At 44.0% G+C, this 21,327-nt stretch carries 20 protein-coding genes; 3 read left to right on the top strand and 17 right to left on the bottom strand.

The features are described 5' to 3' along the window. Positions 1–162 precede the first annotated feature (162 nt). The 13 genes from lnt to AB2J24_RS05255 form a co-directional block, all read right to left on the bottom strand. Positions 163–1,743, bottom strand: a complete 1,581-nt coding sequence (lnt, locus tag AB2J24_RS05315) for an apolipoprotein N-acyltransferase (RefSeq protein ID WP_367384703.1) — start codon at positions 1,741–1,743, stop codon at positions 163–165. 205 nt (positions 1,744–1,948) lie between these two features. After that, positions 1,949–3,010, bottom strand: a complete 1,062-nt coding sequence (locus AB2J24_RS05310; RefSeq protein ID WP_367384840.1) for a hemolysin family protein — start codon at positions 3,008–3,010, stop codon at positions 1,949–1,951. A gap of 74 nt (positions 3,011–3,084) precedes the next feature. After that, a complete protein-coding gene (ybeY, locus tag AB2J24_RS05305; RefSeq protein WP_420883621.1) occupies positions 3,085–3,594 on the bottom strand; it encodes an rRNA maturation RNase YbeY in 510 nt (169 codons plus the stop codon). Continuing rightward, positions 3,587–4,624: a PhoH family protein gene (locus tag AB2J24_RS05300; protein ID WP_367384838.1), complete on the bottom strand. Its 1,038-nt coding sequence runs from the start codon at positions 4,622–4,624 to the stop codon at positions 3,587–3,589. Before AB2J24_RS05300 ends, ybeY begins: the two co-directional genes overlap by 8 nt. 55 nt (positions 4,625–4,679) lie before the next feature. Continuing rightward, positions 4,680–6,065 carry a tRNA (N6-isopentenyl adenosine(37)-C2)-methylthiotransferase MiaB gene (gene miaB / locus AB2J24_RS05295; RefSeq protein WP_367384702.1) on the bottom strand — a complete coding sequence of 462 codons (1,386 nt, stop codon included), beginning with the start codon at positions 6,063–6,065 and terminating at the stop codon, positions 4,680–4,682. A 62-nt stretch (positions 6,066–6,127) separates the two neighbouring features. Further along, complete coding sequence (locus tag AB2J24_RS05290) at positions 6,128–6,913, bottom strand: lysophospholipid acyltransferase family protein (RefSeq protein WP_162654308.1); 786 nt, start codon at positions 6,911–6,913, stop codon at positions 6,128–6,130. A 3-nt stretch (positions 6,914–6,916) separates the two neighbouring features. Beyond that, a complete protein-coding gene (locus AB2J24_RS05285) occupies positions 6,917–7,336 on the bottom strand; it encodes a Fur family transcriptional regulator (RefSeq protein WP_162654307.1) in 420 nt (139 codons plus the stop codon). 35 nt (positions 7,337–7,371) lie between these two features. Then, on the bottom strand, positions 7,372–7,863 hold the full coding sequence (locus tag AB2J24_RS05280; protein ID WP_162654306.1) for a GNAT family N-acetyltransferase: 492 nt from the start codon (positions 7,861–7,863) through the stop codon (positions 7,372–7,374). 3 nt (positions 7,864–7,866) lie between these two features. Next, the gene (gene tsaB / locus AB2J24_RS05275) at positions 7,867–8,541 is read right to left on the bottom strand and encodes a tRNA (adenosine(37)-N6)-threonylcarbamoyltransferase complex dimerization subunit type 1 TsaB (protein ID WP_367384701.1); all 675 of its coding nucleotides are present in this window, start codon (positions 8,539–8,541) and stop codon (positions 7,867–7,869) included. Positions 8,542–8,550: 9 nt separating this feature from the next. Next, on the bottom strand, positions 8,551–9,120 hold the full coding sequence (locus AB2J24_RS05270) for a NifU family protein (protein WP_162654304.1): 570 nt from the start codon (positions 9,118–9,120) through the stop codon (positions 8,551–8,553). Between the two features lie 113 nt (positions 9,121–9,233). Further along, on the bottom strand, positions 9,234–10,301 hold the full coding sequence (gene trpS, locus AB2J24_RS05265; RefSeq protein WP_162654303.1) for a tryptophan--tRNA ligase: 1,068 nt from the start codon (positions 10,299–10,301) through the stop codon (positions 9,234–9,236). A gap of 120 nt (positions 10,302–10,421) precedes the next feature. Further along, positions 10,422–11,972, bottom strand: coding sequence for a murein biosynthesis integral membrane protein MurJ (gene murJ, locus AB2J24_RS05260; protein WP_367384700.1), 1,551 nt, complete (start codon positions 11,970–11,972; stop codon positions 10,422–10,424). Next, a complete protein-coding gene (locus tag AB2J24_RS05255; protein WP_367384699.1) occupies positions 11,969–14,800 on the bottom strand; it encodes a [protein-PII] uridylyltransferase in 2,832 nt (943 codons plus the stop codon). The genes murJ and AB2J24_RS05255 overlap by 4 nt, the downstream gene beginning before the upstream one ends. Positions 14,801–14,938: 138 nt before the next feature. On the opposite strand from AB2J24_RS05255, the gene AB2J24_RS05250 reads away from it, so the two are divergent. Next, complete coding sequence (locus AB2J24_RS05250; protein ID WP_367384698.1) at positions 14,939–15,652, top strand: sulfate transporter family protein; 714 nt, start codon at positions 14,939–14,941, stop codon at positions 15,650–15,652. Positions 15,653–15,664: 12 nt separating this feature from the next. Here the strand turns inward: AB2J24_RS05250 and nth are convergent, their stop codons facing one another. After that, positions 15,665–16,417 (bottom strand): endonuclease III, encoded by a 753-nt coding sequence (gene nth / locus AB2J24_RS05245; protein ID WP_162654299.1) that lies wholly within the window; start codon positions 16,415–16,417, stop codon positions 15,665–15,667. Positions 16,418–16,432: 15 nt separating this feature from the next. Here nth and AB2J24_RS05240 point away from each other — a divergent pair, with 15 nt between their 5' ends. After that, positions 16,433–16,930: a DUF2244 domain-containing protein gene (locus AB2J24_RS05240; RefSeq protein WP_420883620.1), complete on the top strand. Its 498-nt coding sequence runs from the start codon at positions 16,433–16,435 to the stop codon at positions 16,928–16,930. 106 nt (positions 16,931–17,036) lie between these two features. Then, entirely contained in the window at positions 17,037–17,909 is an 873-nt protein-coding gene (locus AB2J24_RS05235; RefSeq protein WP_367384696.1) for a methylated-DNA--[protein]-cysteine S-methyltransferase, read from the top strand. A 30-nt stretch (positions 17,910–17,939) separates the two neighbouring features. Here the strand turns inward: AB2J24_RS05235 and AB2J24_RS05230 are convergent, their stop codons facing one another. Genes AB2J24_RS05230 through AB2J24_RS05220 form a run of 3 tightly spaced genes read right to left on the bottom strand, consistent with a single transcriptional unit; the run spans position 17,940 to position 21,208 of the window. Further along, positions 17,940–18,575: a 2,3-bisphosphoglycerate-dependent phosphoglycerate mutase gene (locus AB2J24_RS05230; RefSeq protein WP_162654296.1), complete on the bottom strand. Its 636-nt coding sequence runs from the start codon at positions 18,573–18,575 to the stop codon at positions 17,940–17,942. A 39-nt stretch (positions 18,576–18,614) separates the two neighbouring features. After that, positions 18,615–19,439, bottom strand: coding sequence for a 4-hydroxy-tetrahydrodipicolinate reductase (dapB, locus tag AB2J24_RS05225; protein WP_244627958.1), 825 nt, complete (start codon positions 19,437–19,439; stop codon positions 18,615–18,617). Further along, positions 19,439–21,208 (bottom strand): ABC transporter ATP-binding protein, encoded by a 1,770-nt coding sequence (locus AB2J24_RS05220; protein ID WP_162654462.1) that lies wholly within the window; start codon positions 21,206–21,208, stop codon positions 19,439–19,441. The genes dapB and AB2J24_RS05220 overlap by 1 nt, the downstream gene beginning before the upstream one ends. Positions 21,209–21,327 lie beyond the last annotated feature (119 nt).

Below are 21,327 nucleotides of genomic sequence, written 5' to 3'. Positions count from 1 at the left end.
TTACGGAGCACTTATATGTTGTTTATTATTAGTATTATACTCATGAAATTCAGGAGTACTTAACTGTGCTAAGTAAGCAGTTATAGCGTTGCTTACAGATCTATATAAACTAAATAATACTAACTAAGCAAATTTCCCCAAGAAATACTGCGACCACTCTGCTTAGCGCCTTTGTAAATGCATCCGTAATACTACTACGCCAATTAAGGCTAGAATTAGGAGAAAGGCATAAATTCGTGACTGCTCACTCCAAATAGTGCCTCTTTTGGGTGGAACTGAGTGGTCAATAAACCCGACAAAATTCAATCCCATTCCAGACAAAATTGAGCCGCGGTTATCGATCACCGCTGATATTCCATTATTGCCAGCGCGTAACATTGGTAGGCCAGATTCAATGGATCTTGCTTGCGCTTGCTGTAGGTGCTGATAAGGGCCAGGCGATATGCCATACCACGCATCATTTGTAACATTGACAATGAATTGTGCCGTGGTTTGGTTGTCACCTGTATATGTAGGAAAAATTGCCTCGTAGCAGATGAGGGGTAATAATTCTGTCCCATCGCGAAGTTTTAAGGTCTTCTGTCCTGTTGCTGCCGTGTATCCACCGAATGTTTCAGCAAGTGGCGTGAGGCCGATGTTTCGAGCAAATTTTTCAAAGGGTAGATATTCTCCGAATGGAACAAGGTGAGCCTTGTCGGCAGAATCCAAAATCTGACCTTCATCATCGATAACATGGATAGAATTATAATATTTATCCGTTGGGTTAAGTCCGTCACCTTCGAGCCTAACTGCGCCAACAATCAATGTTTGTCCCAATTCCAATGTATCCGCAATTTGCGCCAATGCGTCTGGGGTCTTGGTTAAAATATAGGGCACCGATGTTTCTGGCCAGATAATGATGGATGGGCGCTCACTGCCTTCTGCCTCATCGTCTGCCGTCAATTTTAAATAAGTCTCAAATATTTCTTCTCTTTTGGTTGTATCCCATTTTTCCGACTGATTAATTGAAGGCTGCACAATTCGAACGATGTGGGAACTCGTTGTTTCTGGACCATTAAAATGGGATGCGATTAATCCGTAACCTACATGTAGAGTAATGAGTATCGAGCTGATAAAAAGGCCTGTTTTAAGGCCTGTTTTTGTGGCGAAAAGCGCAGGTGTTGATGCCACGACAACAGTCAATATGGTCATGCCGTATATGCCAACAATCTCCACCGATTGCATTGCAATTGGAGATGGCATTGAGAGATATCCAAGTGTGTTCCAGGGAAACCCAGTGAAAATATGTCCGCGTAGGAATTCAAAAATGCCTAAACTCGCAGAAAGTAACAGAATTCTAGATATATTATCTTTCCAGAACATTCTCGCAAATGCTGTCGCGCAACCGAAAAAGATCGCCAAAAACGCTGGCAATCCGAAGATTGCAAAGGGAACTGCCCAATAGGCTCCATCCCCTCCTGTGATAACGGCGTTGGCTAGCCACCACAACCCACCAACAAAGTATCCAAAACCGAAGCTCCATCCGGAAAAAAAAGCAGGTATTTGCCGATTTATAAGCCCTTTGTCGGGTTGCCCACTAGCGCCATCCAATAGCCAGATTAATATTGGAAATGAGATGAATATAATTGCAAAAAAATGAATGGGAGCGAGCGCCAAATTCAAAACCGCTCCGGCCCCAAAAGCAATTACAAATCGAGGAACTCCCCAGGACAGCATGATATAGCCGGAAATTTTATCCAACATGTCAGGCATTAACTCCTAGGGTTGTCGGCAACGAGATTGGATTTACAGCTATTTAATATTTGTAAAGCCAATTGTAACACAGCCGAATCGTTTACGTGCACGACAGTAAGATTATCTGACTGTATGCATTAAGAACAAGCGCATCCAAAAAGGTTGAGGTCAATTTTCAACAAATTGTAGGGGATATGTATAATTATATATCCAATTATTCAGCCGCGGTCGTGTTTGTGTCATTACCTGCCTCATCATTGGTGTCGGCGATCGTTTTGTGCGCGCGACGTGTTTTGAGGCGTACAATTTCAACACGCTTAATGCGACGTGCATCAGCTTCCATAATATGGAACTCAAACTTAGGCACCATTCGAACCACTTCACCGCGAACAGGAACGCGGCCCAAGCTAGCAAATATCAACCCGCCTAACGTATCAGCATATTCAGCATTTTCGCTGCGTGTAAGGTCAGTTTCGATAATTGGTGTTAATTCTTCAATACTTGCTTTAGCATCAGCCTGCCAGACACCATCATTCATTGATGTGATGAGAGGACCATCAACGTCATCGTGTTCATCTTCAATGTCGCCGACGACTATCTCAACAATATCTTCTAGCGAAATAAGACCATCGGTGCCGCCATATTCGTCAATAACCAAAGCCATTTGAGTACGCGTAGCCTGCATTCGTTTTAGAAGGTCAGCCGCGAGCATGGATTCTGGGATAAACAATACACTGCGGATAATGCCTGCCTCTTGAAGTGTTTTGTCAAGCTTTATGCGCGTTAAATCAAGAGGTTTGGCCTGTGTTCTCGATGTTGGTGATTTTGATGAGCGACGACCATTTCGAGCTTGTTTGGTAAGATAAGCCAATAGGTCTCGAATATGAACCATACCCTTTGGATCATCCAAATTTTCATTGAAAACTGGCATGCGGGAATGGCCGGAGCTTTCGAATACCGTCAATAACTCACCCAATGTAATGGAGCGGTCAACAGCTTCAATATCTGCGCGCGGAACCATGACTTTATGAACTCGAACTTCACGCATGAGCAGTATATTATCCAGCATCGCTCGTTCATCAGCAGAAAAAGCAGAATCGAGGCCATCGCTGTTTTTAAGTGCTTCACTAATATCTTCACGTAAAGATTCGGCACCATTACGTCCGAAAATTGCACGCTTAAGTCTTTGCCAAAATCCTGACCCGGATCTTGTTTTAGTGGAAATGTCGTTTGAAGATTCCGATCGACTGTCGCCTTCTTCGGGCTGTTCGCCCATTAAGTCTTGCTCTGTTGTTTGAGCTTGCGTCGCCGCGTTATATTGGTTCATTTTCTCTTTTACTATTTGCCAGGTTAAGCATCATTATACGGATTAGATAGGCCAATTGAAGCTAAAATTCCAGTCTCGGTTAATTCCATATGCTCGGCTTCTTTGTCTTCGATGTGATCAAAACCGAAAAGATGCAAGTAACCATGTATCATTAAGTGGCTTAAATGTGCATCAAAACTCTTATTTTGATCGATTGCTTCGCGCTCAATTGTTTCATACGCAAACACAATATCGCCCAATAAGGGCAGCGGCGTGTCATCAGATCCTAAATCTTTTGTTGGGAAAGAAAGCACGTTGGTCGGTTTATCCATCGCGCGCCATTTCACGTTGATTTGTTGAATAGAAGCATCATCGGTGAAGAGCAATGACAATTCCATATCTTCTTCAGGAAATATTTGGTTTTCATGTTTGCTAAGCCATGTATTGCAGGCATCAATACACTTTGTTGCTAAAGAAAATAATTCACTTTCATCAATCCAGTGTGAAGCTTCGATTGCGATATTATGGATAACATTTGGAAATGTATTACTCACTGCTATCTTGGCTCTTTGTTTCGCTAAACTTGTTATCATACGCAGTTACAATTTTTTGAACCAAGCGGTGGCGCACAACATCGGTATCGCGGAACCTGCAGGCTACAATACCTTCGATGCCGCGTAGTACATCCAACGCTTCGATAAGGCCTGATTTAACACCGCGCGGAAGGTCAACCTGACTTGGATCACCAGTTACAATCATACGCCCATTTTCACCTAAGCGCGTGAGGAACATCTTCATTTGCATAGGTGTTGTGTTTTGTGCTTCATCTAAAATAATCACAGAATTTGCCAGTGTACGGCCACGCATAAAGGCAAGGGGGGCAATCTCAATAACACCGGCGGCTAATGCGCGCTCAACCTTATCGCCTGGGATCATGTCATATAGTGCATCGTATAATGGCCTTAGATAAGGATCAACTTTGTCTTTCATATCTCCGGGCAAGAAACCTAAACGTTCTCCAGCCTCAACAGCAGGGCGAGATAGGATAATGCGCTCTACTTGTCCACGCTCCAGCAATTGCGCAGCATAAGCAACGGCAAGGTAAGTTTTACCTGTTCCAGCGGGGCCAATGCCAAATACAAGTTCTGCGCGTTCCATTGCACGAATATAAGCGTCTTGTGCTGGGCCTCGTGCTTGCAGTGTTTTTTTGCGTGTTGAAACTTGTGCCATTGTCAACTTCGCGGCGCTTTCCATCGTGGGTAAACTTAATTGATCATCGGCTGCAATGGCCATACGGATTGCGCCATCAACATCGGATGCGACGACTTCTTCACCTTTCAGGAGGCGATCATAAAGATAATCAAGTGCTCGTTTTGCCTGATTTGTCTCGCGTTCTGAACCATTGAGAAGCACGTTATTACCGCGCGCGCGCGCGTCGATGCCAAGTTTTTGTTCAATGAGCGCTAGATTTTGGTCATATTGGCCGAAAAGTATGGTCGCGAGGCGATTATTATCAAAAGTAAGTTCGATTTGAGTGGTGTCAGATGCACCATTTTGGGTAGAGGAATTTGAATTTGAAGGCATGTGCCGTGTTGTCAAAAGTGTAGACTCCTGAATATTTTTAACCAGTTTATTCTGGCTAGATAATATCGGCTTCCAAGCTGTTTGGAGCCGCTCTGGTGATTCGAACCTTTATAATGTCGCCTATTTGTGACTCTTTTGCATCAACAATTACACTTTGGAGCCATGGAGAGCGACCAATCAACTGTCCCTCTCTCTTACCTTTTTTCTCTAAAAGAAGATCAATGTCCTTGCCAACACACTGTTGTGAGAAAGCTAATTGCTGCTCTGCGAGCAAGGTTTGAAGGCGTTTTAGCCGATCCGCTTTGATATCTTCCGGCACATGATTATCAAAATCCGCACCGGGAGTGCCCGGACGAGGTGAATACTTAAATGAATAGGCTTGCGCATATTCAACCTGTCTAATGAGGTCAAGCGTATCTTCAAAGTCTTCTTCAGTTTCACCGGGAAAGCCGACAATAAAATCTCCGGACAGCGCTAGGTCAGGGCGAGCATCGCGGATGCGTTTCATGAGTTTGATGTATTCATCGCGTGTATGGCGGCGATTCATCGATTTCAAGATTTTGTCTGAACCCGACTGCACAGGTAGATGCAAGTACGGCATCAGTTTTTCAATATCACGATGAGCATTGATTAAAGACTGGTCCATATCGCGCGGATGACTTGTCGTATAACGCAGCCGATCCAGCCCTTCAATCTTCGCAAGTTCATGCAAAAGTTCACCAAGGCCCCATTCGCGCCCATCACCGCCTTCGCCATGCCAAGCATTCACATTTTGTCCAAGTAGAGTAATTTCACGCACACCAGCGGCAACAAGGCTTTCAGCTTCTGATATCAGCTGATTTGCAGGGCGAGAAACTTCTGAGCCGCGCGTATAAGGCACAACACAGAAGGTGCAAAACTTATCACATCCTTCTTGAACGGTTAGAAATGCTGTTACGCCGCGAGAGCGAATTTGTTTCTTCTCCGCCTTTGGCAGATGTTCAAATTTGTCGTCTTCTGTAAATTCGGTTTCAACAACACGTTTGCCTTGATGTACACGTTCCAGGGCATTTGGCAGTTGGTGATATGTTTGAGGGCCAATGACCAAATCCACAACTGGTGAGCGGCGCAATATTTCTTTGCCCTCAGCTTGTGCTACGCAGCCTGCAACAGCGACTTTCATATCTTTGCCGCCAGCGGCTAGGCGTTTTTCTTTTGTCTTATTAATCCGGCCAAGATCTGAATAAACTTTCTCCGCTGCTTTTTCGCGAATATGACAGGTATTGAGCAAAACAAGATCTGCATCGTCAACATTTGTCGTTTCGGAATAGCCATCTTTTGCCAGCGCATCACTCATGCGCTCACTATCATACACATTCATTTGGCAGCCAAAAGTTTTGATAAAAACCTTCTTCTCTTTGCCGCTTGTTTGCTGGGGTGTTTGTTTATCCAAAGTGCTCATGGAGCGCTATTTACAGGCAAATATTGTCCTTGCATAGATGGCGTAGCGCCATAGGCAATAAATTATTGCCGTAGGGATGCATTCAAGCAACTACGAACAGCGGTTTCACATTGTTTTGCAATCTCGGAACGGCTCATATCCTCGGTATATTTAATGGGATCAGCATATGTAATTTCAATCCCCATAGATCCTTCAAGGATGATGTTTTTAAGATGTGGTAGGAGCTCAACATCCCCGGGCCATGATGCCAAACTTCGGTTTGAGCGATTGAGGGGAATCCCATGTGAGGTAAGATAGGCAATTGAAACGGGTTGAATAAATAATTCATGATCAACAAGATCAGTCTGAGCTTGTTGAACCGCACCAAAAAGAGCCGATTTAAAAGGCAATACATAATTTCCGTCAGATGTTGTGCCTTCGGGGAAAAGCACAACGATATCGCCATGTTTCATGCGTGTAGAAATTTCTCCAACCTGTTCTTTGGTTTTGCTGCGTCTAGTGCGTTCAATGAATATTGTACGCTGAAGCTTTGCGAGAAACCCGAAAATTGGCCAGGTTTTTACATCTGATTTTGCGATGAACACCAGCGGAAAGCAGGACCCCAATGCAATAATATCAATCCATGAAGAATGATTTGCTGCAATCATTAAAGGTTGCTTTTTGGAAACAGACCCTCGTTGATTTATCTTTATGCCAAGAGACCAACAGGCAACTTTATGCCAGATGGTTGGAAAATATCGTGATATATCATCCCGAAACAACAGCGCGAGAAGGTAAAAAGGAAGAAGGGTAAAGGTTAATAAGCTAAGTATTAAGATAATTTTAGCAGCACGTAAAAACGTGTACATACATCAGTCCTTCTTCAAGGGAATTCCATAGAGTTCAAGTCGATGATCAACGAGCTTAAATCCATATTTTTTAGCAATTTTTTCTTGTAATTCTTCTATCTCGGGTGAGTTAAATTCAATGATATTACCTGATTTGAGATCAATTAAGTGATCATGATGTTCATCAGGGACGCTTTCATAGCGAGATTTTCCATCGCGGAAATCGTGCCGTTCAATAATTCCAAGTTCTTCAAACAGATTAACCGTACGATAAACAGTCGAGATGGATATCTTTGGATCAACTTCAATAGAACGGCGATGTAGTTCGTCTGCATCGGGGTGATCAGCCGATTGTTCCAACACACGTGCAATAACGCGCCGCTGTTCAGTCATCCGTAAACCAGCTTTGGCGCATCTGGCTTCAAGAGATAATTCGCTGTCCATTTAAAACAATCCCTCTCATTTTCTTAAAGATTGCTTTAATTCAGCTTGAACTCTAATACAAGCGCATTACTTTTGGCATCCTCGCCGTTGTCATAATAAGCTTGTCGTTTTCCAACTGTCTTAAAGCCAATTTTTTTATAAAGTATGACAGCAGGTTCGTTATTTTCATCAACTTCAAGAAATAATTTTTTCGCACCACGTTTGGAAGCCTCCCCGATAACAGCTTGCATCATACGCCATCCGAGGCCCTGGTTTTGGGCACGTTGATCTGTGCCGATAGAAAGGATCTCCGCCTCATCAGCTATGACACGAGATAACACAAAGCCTAATGGTTTTGATTGATTGATCGGGCGTGCGACAAATCCAAAAACTGTGTTTTGGCTTATTAAGGATGCGCATTCGTCTGCACTCCAGCCACGACGAAAAAGTTTTGTATGAAGATCAGCGATAAGGGGTGACTGGTCAGATACTGCTGGCTGCAGTTCTACATCTGGTTTATTTGAGAACAATTTTCCGATCTTGACCATGTTCTAGAGCCTATCTAATACAAAACCGGCCTGTTTCTTGGCATCTGCTGCTCGCAAATATTGTGCCTTTGGAGGTTTGATCTGGTTACCAGATGCCTCCAGTTTTTGTACAGCAAGTTTAGCAATCATCTCAATAGGGGCTGATGCATTTTGATGGGCAATTTGGCAATTGTCTGTCTCAAGAACACCAACTCCATTTCCGCAGAGTACATATTTACAATTTGACACAAGCATATTTGCATCTTCAACCGAATATTTTGCCGGTTCGATTACGACGGATCCGTTGCTATCAACAACAGCGAGATAGATTTCTCCGCGACGTGCGTCAATAGCGGCGAGGGCATTCTGACTTGCAGTTTCGCAGGTTGCATGCGCCATGGCAATCAGGCTGCTTATGCCAATAGATGGAATATTAAGTGCTAGCGCAAGCGCGCGGATGAACGAAATTCCAACGCGAATACCTGCAAATGATCCAGGGCCCTCGCTGACTGCAAGCAAGCTTAAATCTGAAAAATCTAGGTTAGCATGGTTGAGTGCGCGCTCGACAATACTGGGTAAAACTTCCGCATGCCCACGGCCAATCTCTTCTGAGATAGAACTCAAGAAAGTTTCATTAGCCGTATCATAAATGCATGCCGCACACATGGGACCAGCTGTATCGACGGCAAGTATCAGCATTGAAAAACGTTAAATTGCCTCAACTTCTTGAACTTCTGGAATAAAGTGGCGCAACAGATTTTGGATACCATGTTTAAGTGTTGCAGTGGATGATGGGCATCCAGCGCATGCGCCCTTCATGTGTAAGAAGACTGTGCCATCTTTATAACCATGGAAGGTTATATCTCCGCCGTCTTGTGCCACTGCCGGACGAACGCGGGTTTCAAGTAATTCTTTAATCGTTGTGACGATATTGGTATCAGCCTCATCGAAAAATTCACCTTCCTGATCCGTGGGAATGCCAGCATTTTCGCCTGCCATAACCGGAGCGCCAGACATGAAGTATTCCATGATATTACCCAAGATCGCGGGTTTTAAATGCTGCCAATCAGATGCTTCATCTTTCGTCACAGTGATAAAATCATACCCGTAGAATACACCTGTCACACCCGAAACTTCGAACAGCTTTTCAGCCAGTGGTGATGCTCCGTTTATGCTCTCCAAATTTGGAAAGTCAGCCGTTCCTGCTTCAAGGACAACTTTACCAGGCAAAAATTTCAAAGTTGCTGGGTTTGGTGTTGTTTCTGTTTGAATGAACATATCGTTCTCCATGTCCTCTTCGCTTTGTATAAAATTGGCGTGAGGCTAGTTTAGAATCTTTCTAGAAAGATAATCCCTATTACTGTTTGTTTCAAGTCAAACTGAAATTAAAATCAGCTGCGCAAGAAACCGACTATATCTTTCACATCATTCATTGTCTTTTGTGCAATTGCCTCAGCCCGTTCGGCACCATCTTTTAAAATGGCATCCAAATGGTCAGAATTATCATTCAATCGACGCATTTCAGAAGTAATTGGCGACATAGATTCAATCATAAGCTCAGACAAGATGGGTTTGAATTCAGAAAATTGTTTACCACCATACTCCCTCAAAACATCTTCCTTGGAGATATCAGAAAGTGCTGCAAAAATACCAATGAGATTGTCCGCTTCTGGGCGAGCGTGTAATCCATCTAGTTCTGATGGCAGTGGTTCTGGATCAGTTTTGGCTTTTTTGATTTTTTTTGCGATCATGTCGGTGTCATCAGTCATATTGATGCGGGATAGATCAGAAGGGTCTGATTTTGACATTTTCTTTGTCCCGTCACGAAGGCTCATGACGCGTGGAGCAGGGCCGCCAATGAGCGGTTCTGTAACGGGAAAATAACCAGAAACAGCTTTATCTCCATAGGACATATCAACGCCAATACCCAGCTCAGCAATACGATCTGAAAAGTCGATGTTAAATTTTTGCGCAATGTCACGCGTAAGTTCAAGGTGTTGCTTTTGGTCATCACCTACAGGAACATGCGTTGCTCGGTAGACCAAAATATCGGCTGCCATCAGGCTTGGATATGCCATTAGGCCAAGCGAGGCGTTATCGCGGTTTTTACCTGCTTTATCTTTAAATTGGGTCATACGGTTCATCCAGCCGATCCGAGCCACGCAGTTAAATACCCATGCAAGTTCGGCATGTTGAGGAACCGCAGACTGATTGAACACAATATGTTTTACGGGATCAACGCCAGCTGCAATGTATGCAGCGGCTACCGAACGTGTCTGCGCAACCAGATTATCGTGCACAAGTGAAGCAGTAAGGGCGTGTGAATCGACCACACAATAAATGCAATTATGATTGTCTTGAAGCGCAACAAACTTTTTAAGCGCTCCCAGGTAATTTCCAAGTGTAAGGGCTCCGGTGGGTTGCATACCGGAAAAAACCAATTCATTAAATGCAGACATTTGTTCTCCTGACAGACTTGTGGAAGGCCTGACCCTTCGTCTTAAAATTTGGGTGGGTTATGCGTTTACGGCCTTCTAAGGTCAAGTAAATTCGTTCATGTAGAGGTTGCTTAACTTGCTCTATTTGCGAAATGCCTGCGTCAGGTCTGATTTCTTCATTCCTGCGATGATCATGGCAAGACCAAAGTAAACAATTGCACTAATGCCAATAATAGCAATCACGGAAGCAAGACTTTCGACAAAGCTCATTTCACGATATATTGGCAAAATTCTGTCGTTTGCAAAAAATAGGATTATACCCATAATTACAGATGCCGCGATTATTGCACCTGTTCGACGTTTCGTTTCAGTTGAAGGTATAAATTTCTGTGTGATCATTAAAGGTATCATCAACATAAGTGCGTTCACCCATCCTGATGCAGCTGTTGAGATGCCTATACCCACAACGCCATATGTTGGAAAGAGAATAAGGCTGCCAGTAATATTGACGATAACACTGGCCAAAGAACACCACATAGGCCATCGCATATTCTCATCGACATAATAGGCAGGTGTGAAAACTTTGCTCAAAACAAAGGCCGGTAAACCCAATGCGAACACGGTCAGAACTGCAGAAGTGCGCAGGGTTGCAGCCTCATCAAAAGCGCCCCTTTCAAACAATACCGATACAATCGGTTCCGTTAGAACAGCAAGACCGACCGCGGCAGGCAATGTAAGGAATAATGCAAATTCAAATCCGCGACTTTGCAAGATAAGTGCTTCTTCATGCTTTCCTGCCTTATATGAACGCGCAAGCTCAGGGAGCAACACAACACCGATGGCAATGCCAATTACACCTAACGGCAGTTGAATAAGTCTATCTGCAATATTTATGACTGCGATGGCACCATCTTCTGCCGATGCAATAATTTGGCCTACGAGTAAATTGATCTGTGTAATACCGCCCGTAAGTGCCGCAGGAAGTGCAAGCCATAGGAGGCGCCTCACGGGAGCAGTGAATTTAGGTGTGCGAGGGAGTGGCAAATACCCTTCATGCTTGGCACCCCATGCTACGAGTGCAAGCTGTAGGAAGCCGGAAATCGTAACTGCAATCGCAAGTGCTAGGCCAATTTGTGGAGGTTCAAGCTTTAAAAATCCAGCTAAAGCGAGAGCTCCGATAAGAACGATATTAAGAAGAACAGGCAAAAATGCAGCAAGGAAATATTTGCGTAAAGAGTTTAAAATTCCCGACAGCATGGCAACAAGGCTCATTGCCGCCAGGTAAGGAAACATGACGCGTGTAAGGAGAATTGTAATGTCAAACTTTGCGGGATTCGCGGCAAATTTCGGTGCGATAATTGTTCCGACCAACCATGGCATAAAAATGATCGCCAGCGCAGAGACAATGAGAAGAATAAAAATAAGAACCGAAATAACATCTCGTGCAAATTCTTTTGCGGATGCTTCACCTTCTTCCAGCCTTTTCGCAAAGAGGGGAATAAAAGCTGCATTGAACGCGCCCTCAGCAAAAAGTCGACGGAATAGATTGGGAAAGCGAAATGCCGCATAGAAAGCATCGGCAATTGGTCCGGTGCCTAAGAAAGCAGCGATCATCATTTCACGGACAAAGCCGAGCACGCGGCTTGCCATTGTTGCACCGCCTACGCTCGCAAATTTGGTTATGAGGCTCATTGTGCAGAGCCTCCATCTCCAACTGGTGCAGAATAGTTGTGAAGCTCTGTCACGTTGCCAGTAAGTTTTGAATCTTTCAAAACTTGTGTAAGGTATTGTGCAATTCGCATTTGTCGAGTTTTACTTGTAATTTTATGTCCGAAAAGATCGCAAACATAAAATGTGTCGACAACTTTTTCACCAAAAGTGGTGACGTGCGCGGAAGCAATATTTAATGATAATTCAGCAAGCGACTGTGTGATAATTGACAAGACACCCGGCCTATCCAAGCATTCAACCTCAATGAGTGAAAACTTTTCAGATAGCTCATTGTTGATCCGTACTTCTGTCGGTACCGAGAATGTTTTTTTGCTCTTTTTGTAACTATTTTTCCGGGCAATTACTTCCGGCAAACCAGTCTTGCCTGCAAGTACATCTTCAATTAACCGTGCGATTGCACCTGCTCTACGCAGTTCATCTTCATCATCTTCGAAAGCTCGATTGATCATAATGGTATCAAGAGCACGTCCGTCAGATGTTGTGAAAACCTGTGCATCGGCAATATTCGCTCCCGTTGCAGCACAGGCACCAGCAACTATACTGAATAATCTTGGATGGTCTGGTGCCAAAACAGTGATTTCTGTAATTTCATGAAACGCATGAGTTCGGACCGAATGGTGTATTGCTTTATCGGTTTTATCAGCTTCTTGGAACATTGCAGCATGTCTGATCTGGTCTTCAAGAGAAACAGTCATCAGATAGGGATCATAATGAAGTGCAAGATATGTCTTACGCTCGTCGTCACCCCACTCCGTGAGCGCATTTTCTAAGTCTCGTCTGGCATTTTCAACGCGTGAACAGCGTGATGATCGAGAAAATCCGCTCGATAGAAAAATCTCAGCCTCATAATATAATGTTCTAAGAAGTTGACCTTTCCAACCATTCCAAACACCTGGTCCAACAGCTGATATGTCACAAACTGTCAAAACTAATAGCATTCTAAGGCGTGTCAAAGTTTGGGTACATTTTGCGAAGTCGCGAATAGTTCTCGGATCGTTTAAATCACGCGATTGAGCAACTGTAGACATCGTTAGATGATCTTCAATTAACCAGGCAACCATATTTGTTTGCGAGTTTGATAACCCAAGACGAGGACATAGTTTTTTTGCGACTTTCGCACCTGCAATCGAGTGATCCTCAGGCCTGCCTTTAGCAATATCATGGATGAATACGGCAACATAAAGCGCGACACGATCATCTATGTTTGGAAGTAACTTATGGGCGAGCGGATGCTCTTCCTCAAGCTCTCCTTTTTCGAGTTTGCTTAAAATACCGATAGAACGAAGAAGATGTTCGTCTACAGTGAAATGATGATACATATTAAATTGCATCATTGAGACGATCTTGCCAAATTCGGGAATGAACTTACCCAATACCCCTGAATTATTCATTCGACTTAGGTTAAGACGTGGTGATCTTCGCGATGTTAAGATCGAAATAAACAGGCGATTAGCCTCAGAATTTGCGCGCAATGATGCGTTGACCAGCTTAAGAGAGCGTTTTATTTGTTTGAGAGTATTAGGATGAAAATCAATCTCGTGTTTATCAGCAAAATAAAATACACGAATGAGATTTACCGGATCATTTTTAAACACATCCGGGTTTGCCATAACGATGCGGCCATGCTCATCAATAAAATCTATTGTTCCTGCAATTTTCCGTATACTACGATTAAATCGACGAAACATATCGGTAAAGCGTGGTGATTGTTTCGCATTCTCCGCTTCCAATGCAGCACAGAACGTGCGCGTTAAATCGCTCACTTCTTTGGCAATCAGAAAATAGTGTTTCATAAAGCGTTCAACAGCGCTTAATCCGGGGCGATCTTGATAATCCAATGCAGCGGCGATTTCGCGCTGTATATCGAAAGATAACCGATCTTCTGGCTTGTTTGTTACGTAATGCATGTGACAACGGGCAGCCCAGAGAAAATCTTCCGCCTTCTTTAATTCATTATATTCGTTCTTTGAAAAAACACCGAGCTTGATAAGTTCCTTATCCGTATCGACGCGATAATAATATTTTGAGATCCAAAACAGTGTGTGTAGATCGCGTAACCCGCCTTTGCCTTCTTTAATATTTGGCTCGACTAGGTAGGCCGTATCGCCAGATTTCTGATGTCGGTCATTACGTTCTTCTAGTTTAGCCGCAATAAATTCAGTGCCGGTGTCTTTCACCACCTCTTCACCAAAACGTGTCGCTAAATCCTCCGCAAGTTCCTTAGAGCCACAAATATACCTTGCTTCCAAAATTGATGTGCGGATTGTCATATCAGTCTTGGAAAGCCTGATACATTCATCGATGTTGCGGGTGGCGTGGCCTACCTTTTGGCGCAAATCCCAAAGAATGTATAAAATCCATTCGACAATTTGTTCAGTCCAGGGTGTGGATTTATATGGAAGTATAAATAGTAGATCGATATCAGAACCCGGCGCAAGCGTACTGCGACCATATCCACCCACTGCCATGACGGACAGGTTTTCACTTTTTGATGGATTTTCTGCTCTATAGACGTGTGCCGTTGCGTAGGTGTATAGGTTCTGAATTATTTTATCTTCAAGATAAGAAATTCGCTCGGCGCACGCCACTCCGCCACCATCTTCTAAAAGTAATTCGCGTGCCCTTTCACGACCTTTAGCATTAAACGCTTTTACTGTTTCCAAAACAGCGCTTCGGGCTTTATCGCTTTCGCCGCCAAACTCATCGGCAATCTCTTCAAAGCGAGACTGAAGTGCATTCTCATCAATGATTTCGTGAAGGCGCTTTTTTGACTTGGTATTTCTGGACATATCCGACCCTATTTCGACAAGCTTGTTGGCTATAGCCTTTTTTATTGCGCATAGACAAGCAGCGAGTGACTATGAGTACTTGAACATTTACCTCATTTACCCCACATAGACCGAGAATATGACACTTTGGGGATCTTTATGATTATTGAAGCTGCAAAAGCTGCCTTTGAAAATGTATTCGCGCCAAGATCGCGTGCGCTTTTATTCAAAATACTAGGCGCTACGTTATTAATTCTTGTGGGTATATGGTTTGGCTTTCAAAATGTAATTACGGGTTATTTTATACCCTATGCGGATGGCTTTATTCCCGATCTACCAGGCTGGCTTGCTTGGTTATCCACTGTCTTTGTAATCTTTGCCGCTGTTGGCTCAGCGCTCGCACTTGCGCTGCTGATCTCGCCAATTACAGCCTTATTGTCTGGTTTTTTTGTTGATGATATAGCCGATGATATTGAGCAAAAATTCTATCCAAATGACCCAGCCGGCAAAGCAATGCCACTTGGTCAATCGATCTCTCAATCATTGAGGTTTTTGGTAGTCGTTCTGCTGGGGAACCTTCTAGCCTTATTTTTACTCCTTATTCCAGGAATTAATTTGGTCGCTTTTTTTGTGGTCAACGGCTATTTGTTGGGGCGCGAATATTTTGAATTTGCAGCTTTGCGTCATCATGATCCTAAAGAAACGCGCCGTTTAAGATCGCGCTACAGTACGCAAATATTTATGGCTGGATTGGTAATTGCAGGGTTCTTGGCCGTGCCAATTCTTAACTTTGTAACACCATTTTTTGCGGCCGGTATGATGGTGCATATGCATAAAATGTTGATGCAAAAAGAAGCACGAAATATGCGCTAACTTAAGATGCCGCTAGATGATCTGCGGAGGAAGTTCCACAGCAGGTGCGGGGATATCGCAAGTCTTTTCCTTTGACTTGCAAATATCTGCAATGACACATTTTTCGCATTCTGGTTTACGCGCTTTGCAACAATAACGGCCATGCAAAATAAGCCAATGATGAGCGTGGTAGAGATATTCTTCCGGAATACGTTTCATCAATATATCTTCGACATCATCAGGTGTTTTACCCGGTGCCAAACGCAAGCGATTTCCAATTCGGAACACATGCGTATCAACTGCCATAGTTGGTATGCCGAATGCCATTGATTGCACGACATTCGCGGTTTTCCGCCCGACGCCCGGTAACTTGATCAAATCATCTCGGCTCTCGGGCACAATACTATCAAATTCTTCAATTAACATTTTGCTGAGCGCGATAACGTTTTTCGCCTTGTTGCGGTAAAGCCCGATTGTTTTAATGTATTCGCGAACTTTTTCTTCGCCAAGCGCGACCATCTTTTCAGGTGTATCAGCAACTTTGAATAGCGCCCGAGTGGCTTTGTTCACGCCTGCATCTGTTGCTTGCGCAGATAGGGCTACGGCTACTACAAGTGTAAAAGGATTAACATGTTCCAACTCACCTTTTGGCTCAGGACGCTGGATTGAGAACCTACGAAACATCTCCTTAATCTCGCCCTTTGTATAAGGAGATCGGGGCATACGTTTGGTAGCTGATTTGGTATTCTTTGCCGCAGTGATATTTTTATTCTTTGGATTTTTCATGAACTATCTATAATTATGTTTAAGAAGCAAAGGCAATGCGCAATGAATGATAAACTGATTTTTGAAGCGTTTTTGACACCGCACCGATCATTGGGGCGTCTGGGTTTTATCATTTTTGCTGTTATTATATCGGCAATGGCGATCGGGCATATGATTGTGTTTTTCGTTGCAGGCGCTTGGCCGGTCGCATTTTTCTTCGGTTTTGATCTACTACTGATTTTTGGCGCGTTTTGGCTAAACTATCGTTCTGGCCGCGCGCGAGAAGAAATTTCCCTTTCAAGAATTGAACTTAAAATTAAAAAGATATCCGCATCGGGCCGGCAAAGAGAACATCTATTTAACCCACTTTGGTCAAGGTTTGATGTTTCGCGGCATGATGAAATAGGCATTACAGACATGAAAATATCTGCAAGAGAGGCAAAAACATGTGTGGGTTCGTTTCTAAACCCAGATGATCGTGAGAGTTTTGCGAATGCTTTCTCCAGTGCTCTCGCGACGGTTAAGCGCAAATAAACTTTAAATGTGTGGGTGGTTTTCACTTGGTCAAGAATCGGGTGGTCATCTAAGTTTGAATGTAGTCTTCTAATGGTCACTGATAAGAATTTCTCGGAGTACTGTCATGAATATTGCAATTAAACCGCAAATTAACATTACCCCAGATGGCGAGGACTATGAAGTCATCCGTCAAGTCATTGAACTCATTTCAATAGATTACCGTTCTCAACCAAGTCTGGAAGATATTTCTGTTAAAGTTGGTATGGAGCAAACCAAGCTGCAAAAACTTTTCACAAGATGGGCCGGATTGTCGCCAAAAGCGTTTTTGCAAGCTGTCACTATTGATCATGCAAAGCGTTTGCTTGCTGATGAACAGCTGCCGCTTCTAGATGCGAGTTTTGAAGTAGGCCTATCTGGTCCGAGCCGATTGCATGATTTATTTGTTACCCACGAGGCGATGTCACCAGGGGATTTTAAATCAGGAGGTGAGGCGCTTATAATCAGATATGGTTTTCACCAATGCCCATTTGGTATCGCATTGATTATGGTTACTGATAGAGGTATGGCCGGACTTGCTTTCTGTGATGAAGGTGAGGAAATTCCAGCACTTGAAGATATGATGAATCGCTGGAAAAAGGCAGTTTATGTGCAAGACCCAAATGCAACGCAAAGTTATGCGCAACAGATTTTTAAGCCGGATGCGTGGCAAGAAAATAATCCAATTCGGCTTGTCTTGATAGGAACAGATTTTCAGGTAGAAGTGTGGCAGGCGTTGTTAGATATTCCAATGGGAAAAGCGACAACATATTCGTCCATCGCCAATCAGATTGGCCGGCCAAAGGCATCTCGTGCCGTGGGAGCTGCGGTAGGCGCTAACCCAATTTCATTTGTGGTTCCCTGCCATAGAGCACTGGGAAAATCGGGTGCATTGACGGGATATCATTGGGGTTTGACACGCAAACGAGCAATGTTGGGTTGGGAGACGGCGCTAACGTGAACGCCGCCTGAACTTTTAAAAGATTATTGCTTAGTGAGCTTTAGACATGTCGCCTAAAACTTCTTTCGAATCAACGGTAGAATCTGCATTCAATTTGTAAACCATCGGTACGCCTGTCGCGAGATTAACCGACAAAATTTCATCTTTTGTAAGGCGATCAAGGATCATTACGAGCGCACGTAGAGAGTTTCCATGAGCTGCCACAAGAACATTTTCACCCTTTAAAACACGAGGCAGAATATCTGTCATGAAATAGGGCCAAACACGTGCACCAGTATCTTTCAAGCTTTCACCACCTGGAGGTGGAACATCGTATGAACGACGCCAGATATGAACTTGTTCTTCGCCCCACTTTTTTCGGGCATCATCTTTATTAAGGCCAGCGAGGTCACCATAGTCGCGCTCGTTCAGTGCAACATCTTTGATGATATTGATATCTGTTTGACCAATTTCTTCGAGGATAAATCCAAGTGTTTTTTGTGCCCGGGAAAGTTCTGATGTGAAGGCCACATCATATTTCAATCCATAATCTTTCAGTGCAACGCCACCGTCTTTGGCTTCCTGAACGCCCTTATCAGTAAGGTCTGGATCTTTCCAGCCAGTGAAGAGGTTTTTAAGATTCCATTCGCTTTGACCGTGACGAACAAGTACAAGGGTTCCTGACATATTTATTCCTTCATTTTAGTTCTGCTTGTATCGCTGACTTTAAAAACCAAGCACATCAAGCATTGAATAATAGCCATTAGGCTGGTTTTTGGCCCAGATGGCTGCTTTAACTGCGCCACGAGCAAATAGAGATCGATCAAGCGCACGATGGGTTAGCTCAATGCGCTCACCCTCACTGGCAAGAATAACTGAGTGTTCGCCAACAACTGAACCGCCGCGCAATGTCGCAAAGCCGATGGTGCCTTCCTCGCGTGCTCCGGTTATGCCATCGCGTGATCGAACTGAATTTTCTGCTAATGGGATTTCACGGCCTTCTGCCGCCGCTTCACCTAAGAGAAGAGCTGTGCCCGAAGGGGCGTCTACCTTATGCTTGTGATGCATTTCAAGTACTTCAATATCCCAGTCGGTGCCAAGTGCACTGGCTGCTTGTTTAACAAGAACTGAAAGCAGGTTTACGCCAAGGCTCATGTTGCCAGATTTAACGATGCATGTATTCGCGCCGGCTTTAGCAATTTCCACGTCATCTTCTTCGCTGCAACCGGTTGTGCCGATGATATGGGTAAGATTTTTTGCAGCTGCGATTTTTGAGAATGCAACACTGGTTTCAGGTGTCGTGAAATCGATAATCGCATCTGCACCCTGCAACGTCTCATCTGTATTATCAGATATTATAACTCCACTCGAACCAATGCCAGCTAATTCACCTGCGTCTTTACCTATTGTATCAGCTCCGGGGCGTTCGATAGCACCAACAAGTTTAGCGCCGTCCGTCTCATTGATAATGCGGATAATAGCTTGACCCATTCTGCCAGATGCACCTGCGACAACAATCATGCTCATGTTCGGATTTTTTTCTTGTACCATTAGTGGTCCTCCACAATGTTTTTGGCCCCCTGAGGCGCATCGTCTTTTGCAGGCTTAGAATGTATGTTTTGTAGTTGCGCATATATGCCATTTTGTTGACGTGTCAGATCATCATGCGTTCCTTCTTCAACTATCTGACCTGCTTCCATAACGACGATTTTATCTGCTTTGGCAATAGTTGAAAGTCGATGTGCGATAACAAGAACTGTTCGCCCATGCATCGCGGTCTCCAGCGCTTTTTGTACAGCCGCTTCTGACGCATTATCAAGTGCAGATGTTGCCTCATCCAATATCAAAATAGGGGCTTTGCGAACCAGAGCGCGGGCAATCGAAATACGTTGTCTTTGGCCGCCCGAAAGTGTAATCCCATTTTCACCAACTGGCGTGTCATACCCTTGCGGCTGTTCCAAAATAAAATCATGTGCGAAGGCGAGCTTCGCAGCGTCTTCAATTTCTTGATCGCTCGCCTCAGGTCGTCCGTAACGAAGGTTATCTCGTATCGTTCCTTCAAATAGCCAGGGTTGCTGAGAGACATAGGCTAGATTTTTACGAAGCGATGATTTGGTGACATCAGAAATATCTGTGCCATCGATTAAGATGTTGCCCGATGTGGGATCATAAAATCGTGGCACCAGAGAAATGATGGTCGATTTTCCGGCACCTGATGGCCCGACAATTGCAGTTGTTTTTCCAGCTTCCGCTGTAAAGCTAACATCATTGAGGATGATTTCGCTATCGGTATAGTTAAAGCTTACGCGTTTGAATTCGACTTCGCCTTTTTTGACACAAAGTGTTTGCGCATCGTTTTTATCGCCTTGCTGCGGCTTGGTGTCTAAAATGTCATAAATCATCCGCGCATTGACAACAGCCTTTTCCAAACTCACTTGTAGTTTGGCAAGTTTTCGAGCCGGATCATAGGCCAATAATAATGCTGTTATAAATGAGAAAAATGCACCAGGTGGCACACTATTATAGATCGAGCGATAAGCTGCATAAACAATCACGCCTGAAATTGCGATACCTGCCAGCGTCTCTGTAATAGGCGATGTGCGCTCACCTAGACGTGTTATGCGATTTGCACGCGATTCAGCCGTATCAATGATCCTATAAATTCGGTCGCTGAGCTGTTTCTCCATTGTGAAGGCTTTAACGATGGTAATGCCTTGCACCGTTTCCTGCATAGCACCCAAGACTTGGCTATTGAGATCAATAGCTTGCTTGGTTACACTTCGTAGCCGTTTTGCGATATAGCGCAAAGAAAGGATAATTGGCGGTGCTACAAAAAACACGATCATTGATAAGACTGGGTCCTTTACAAACATGACAATCACGAGCGCAATGAGCGTTACCGTGTCTCGTGCAAGCGATGTAATGGTCAGATTGAGCGTGTCTCGAATACCGGTTACATTCTGTGCAATTTGTGCAGCAATCTGTGCTGACCGTGTATCGGAAAAGAACGAGATATTCAGTGCCATCAGGTGATTGAAAAGACGCTTCTGATACCGTGCAACAATATTGTTTCCCACACGAGCAAGCGAAACAGCCTGAATGTAAGATGCAGTACCGCGAACGATAAATGATAATAATATACCACCCGCAATAACCCAGATTGCATCTGCGTCCTGATTGACAAAGGCTTGATCAATGACGTCTTGCATTATCCATGCGAGGAATGCAGTACAGCCTGCTACCAGCAATAGGCAAATAATAGCAATCACGTAAGTGCCGACATAATCACGACCATTCTCGCGCAAAATTCGCTTAAGCATGGCTGTAAGACTGGAAACACGATCTAACGCTGGATCGCGTTCTGTCTTGTTACCTTGCGATACAGGGTCACTTTCTGTGACATTATTCAAATGAACTACCCCGTTCGATGTTACTTTGT

It is taken from the genome of Lentilitoribacter sp. EG35 (genome assembly GCF_040784015.1).
In the GTDB taxonomy this organism is placed as follows: domain Bacteria; phylum Pseudomonadota; class Alphaproteobacteria; order Rhizobiales; family Rhizobiaceae; genus Lentilitoribacter.
This window is presented reverse-complemented; position numbering and strand designations above follow the sequence as displayed.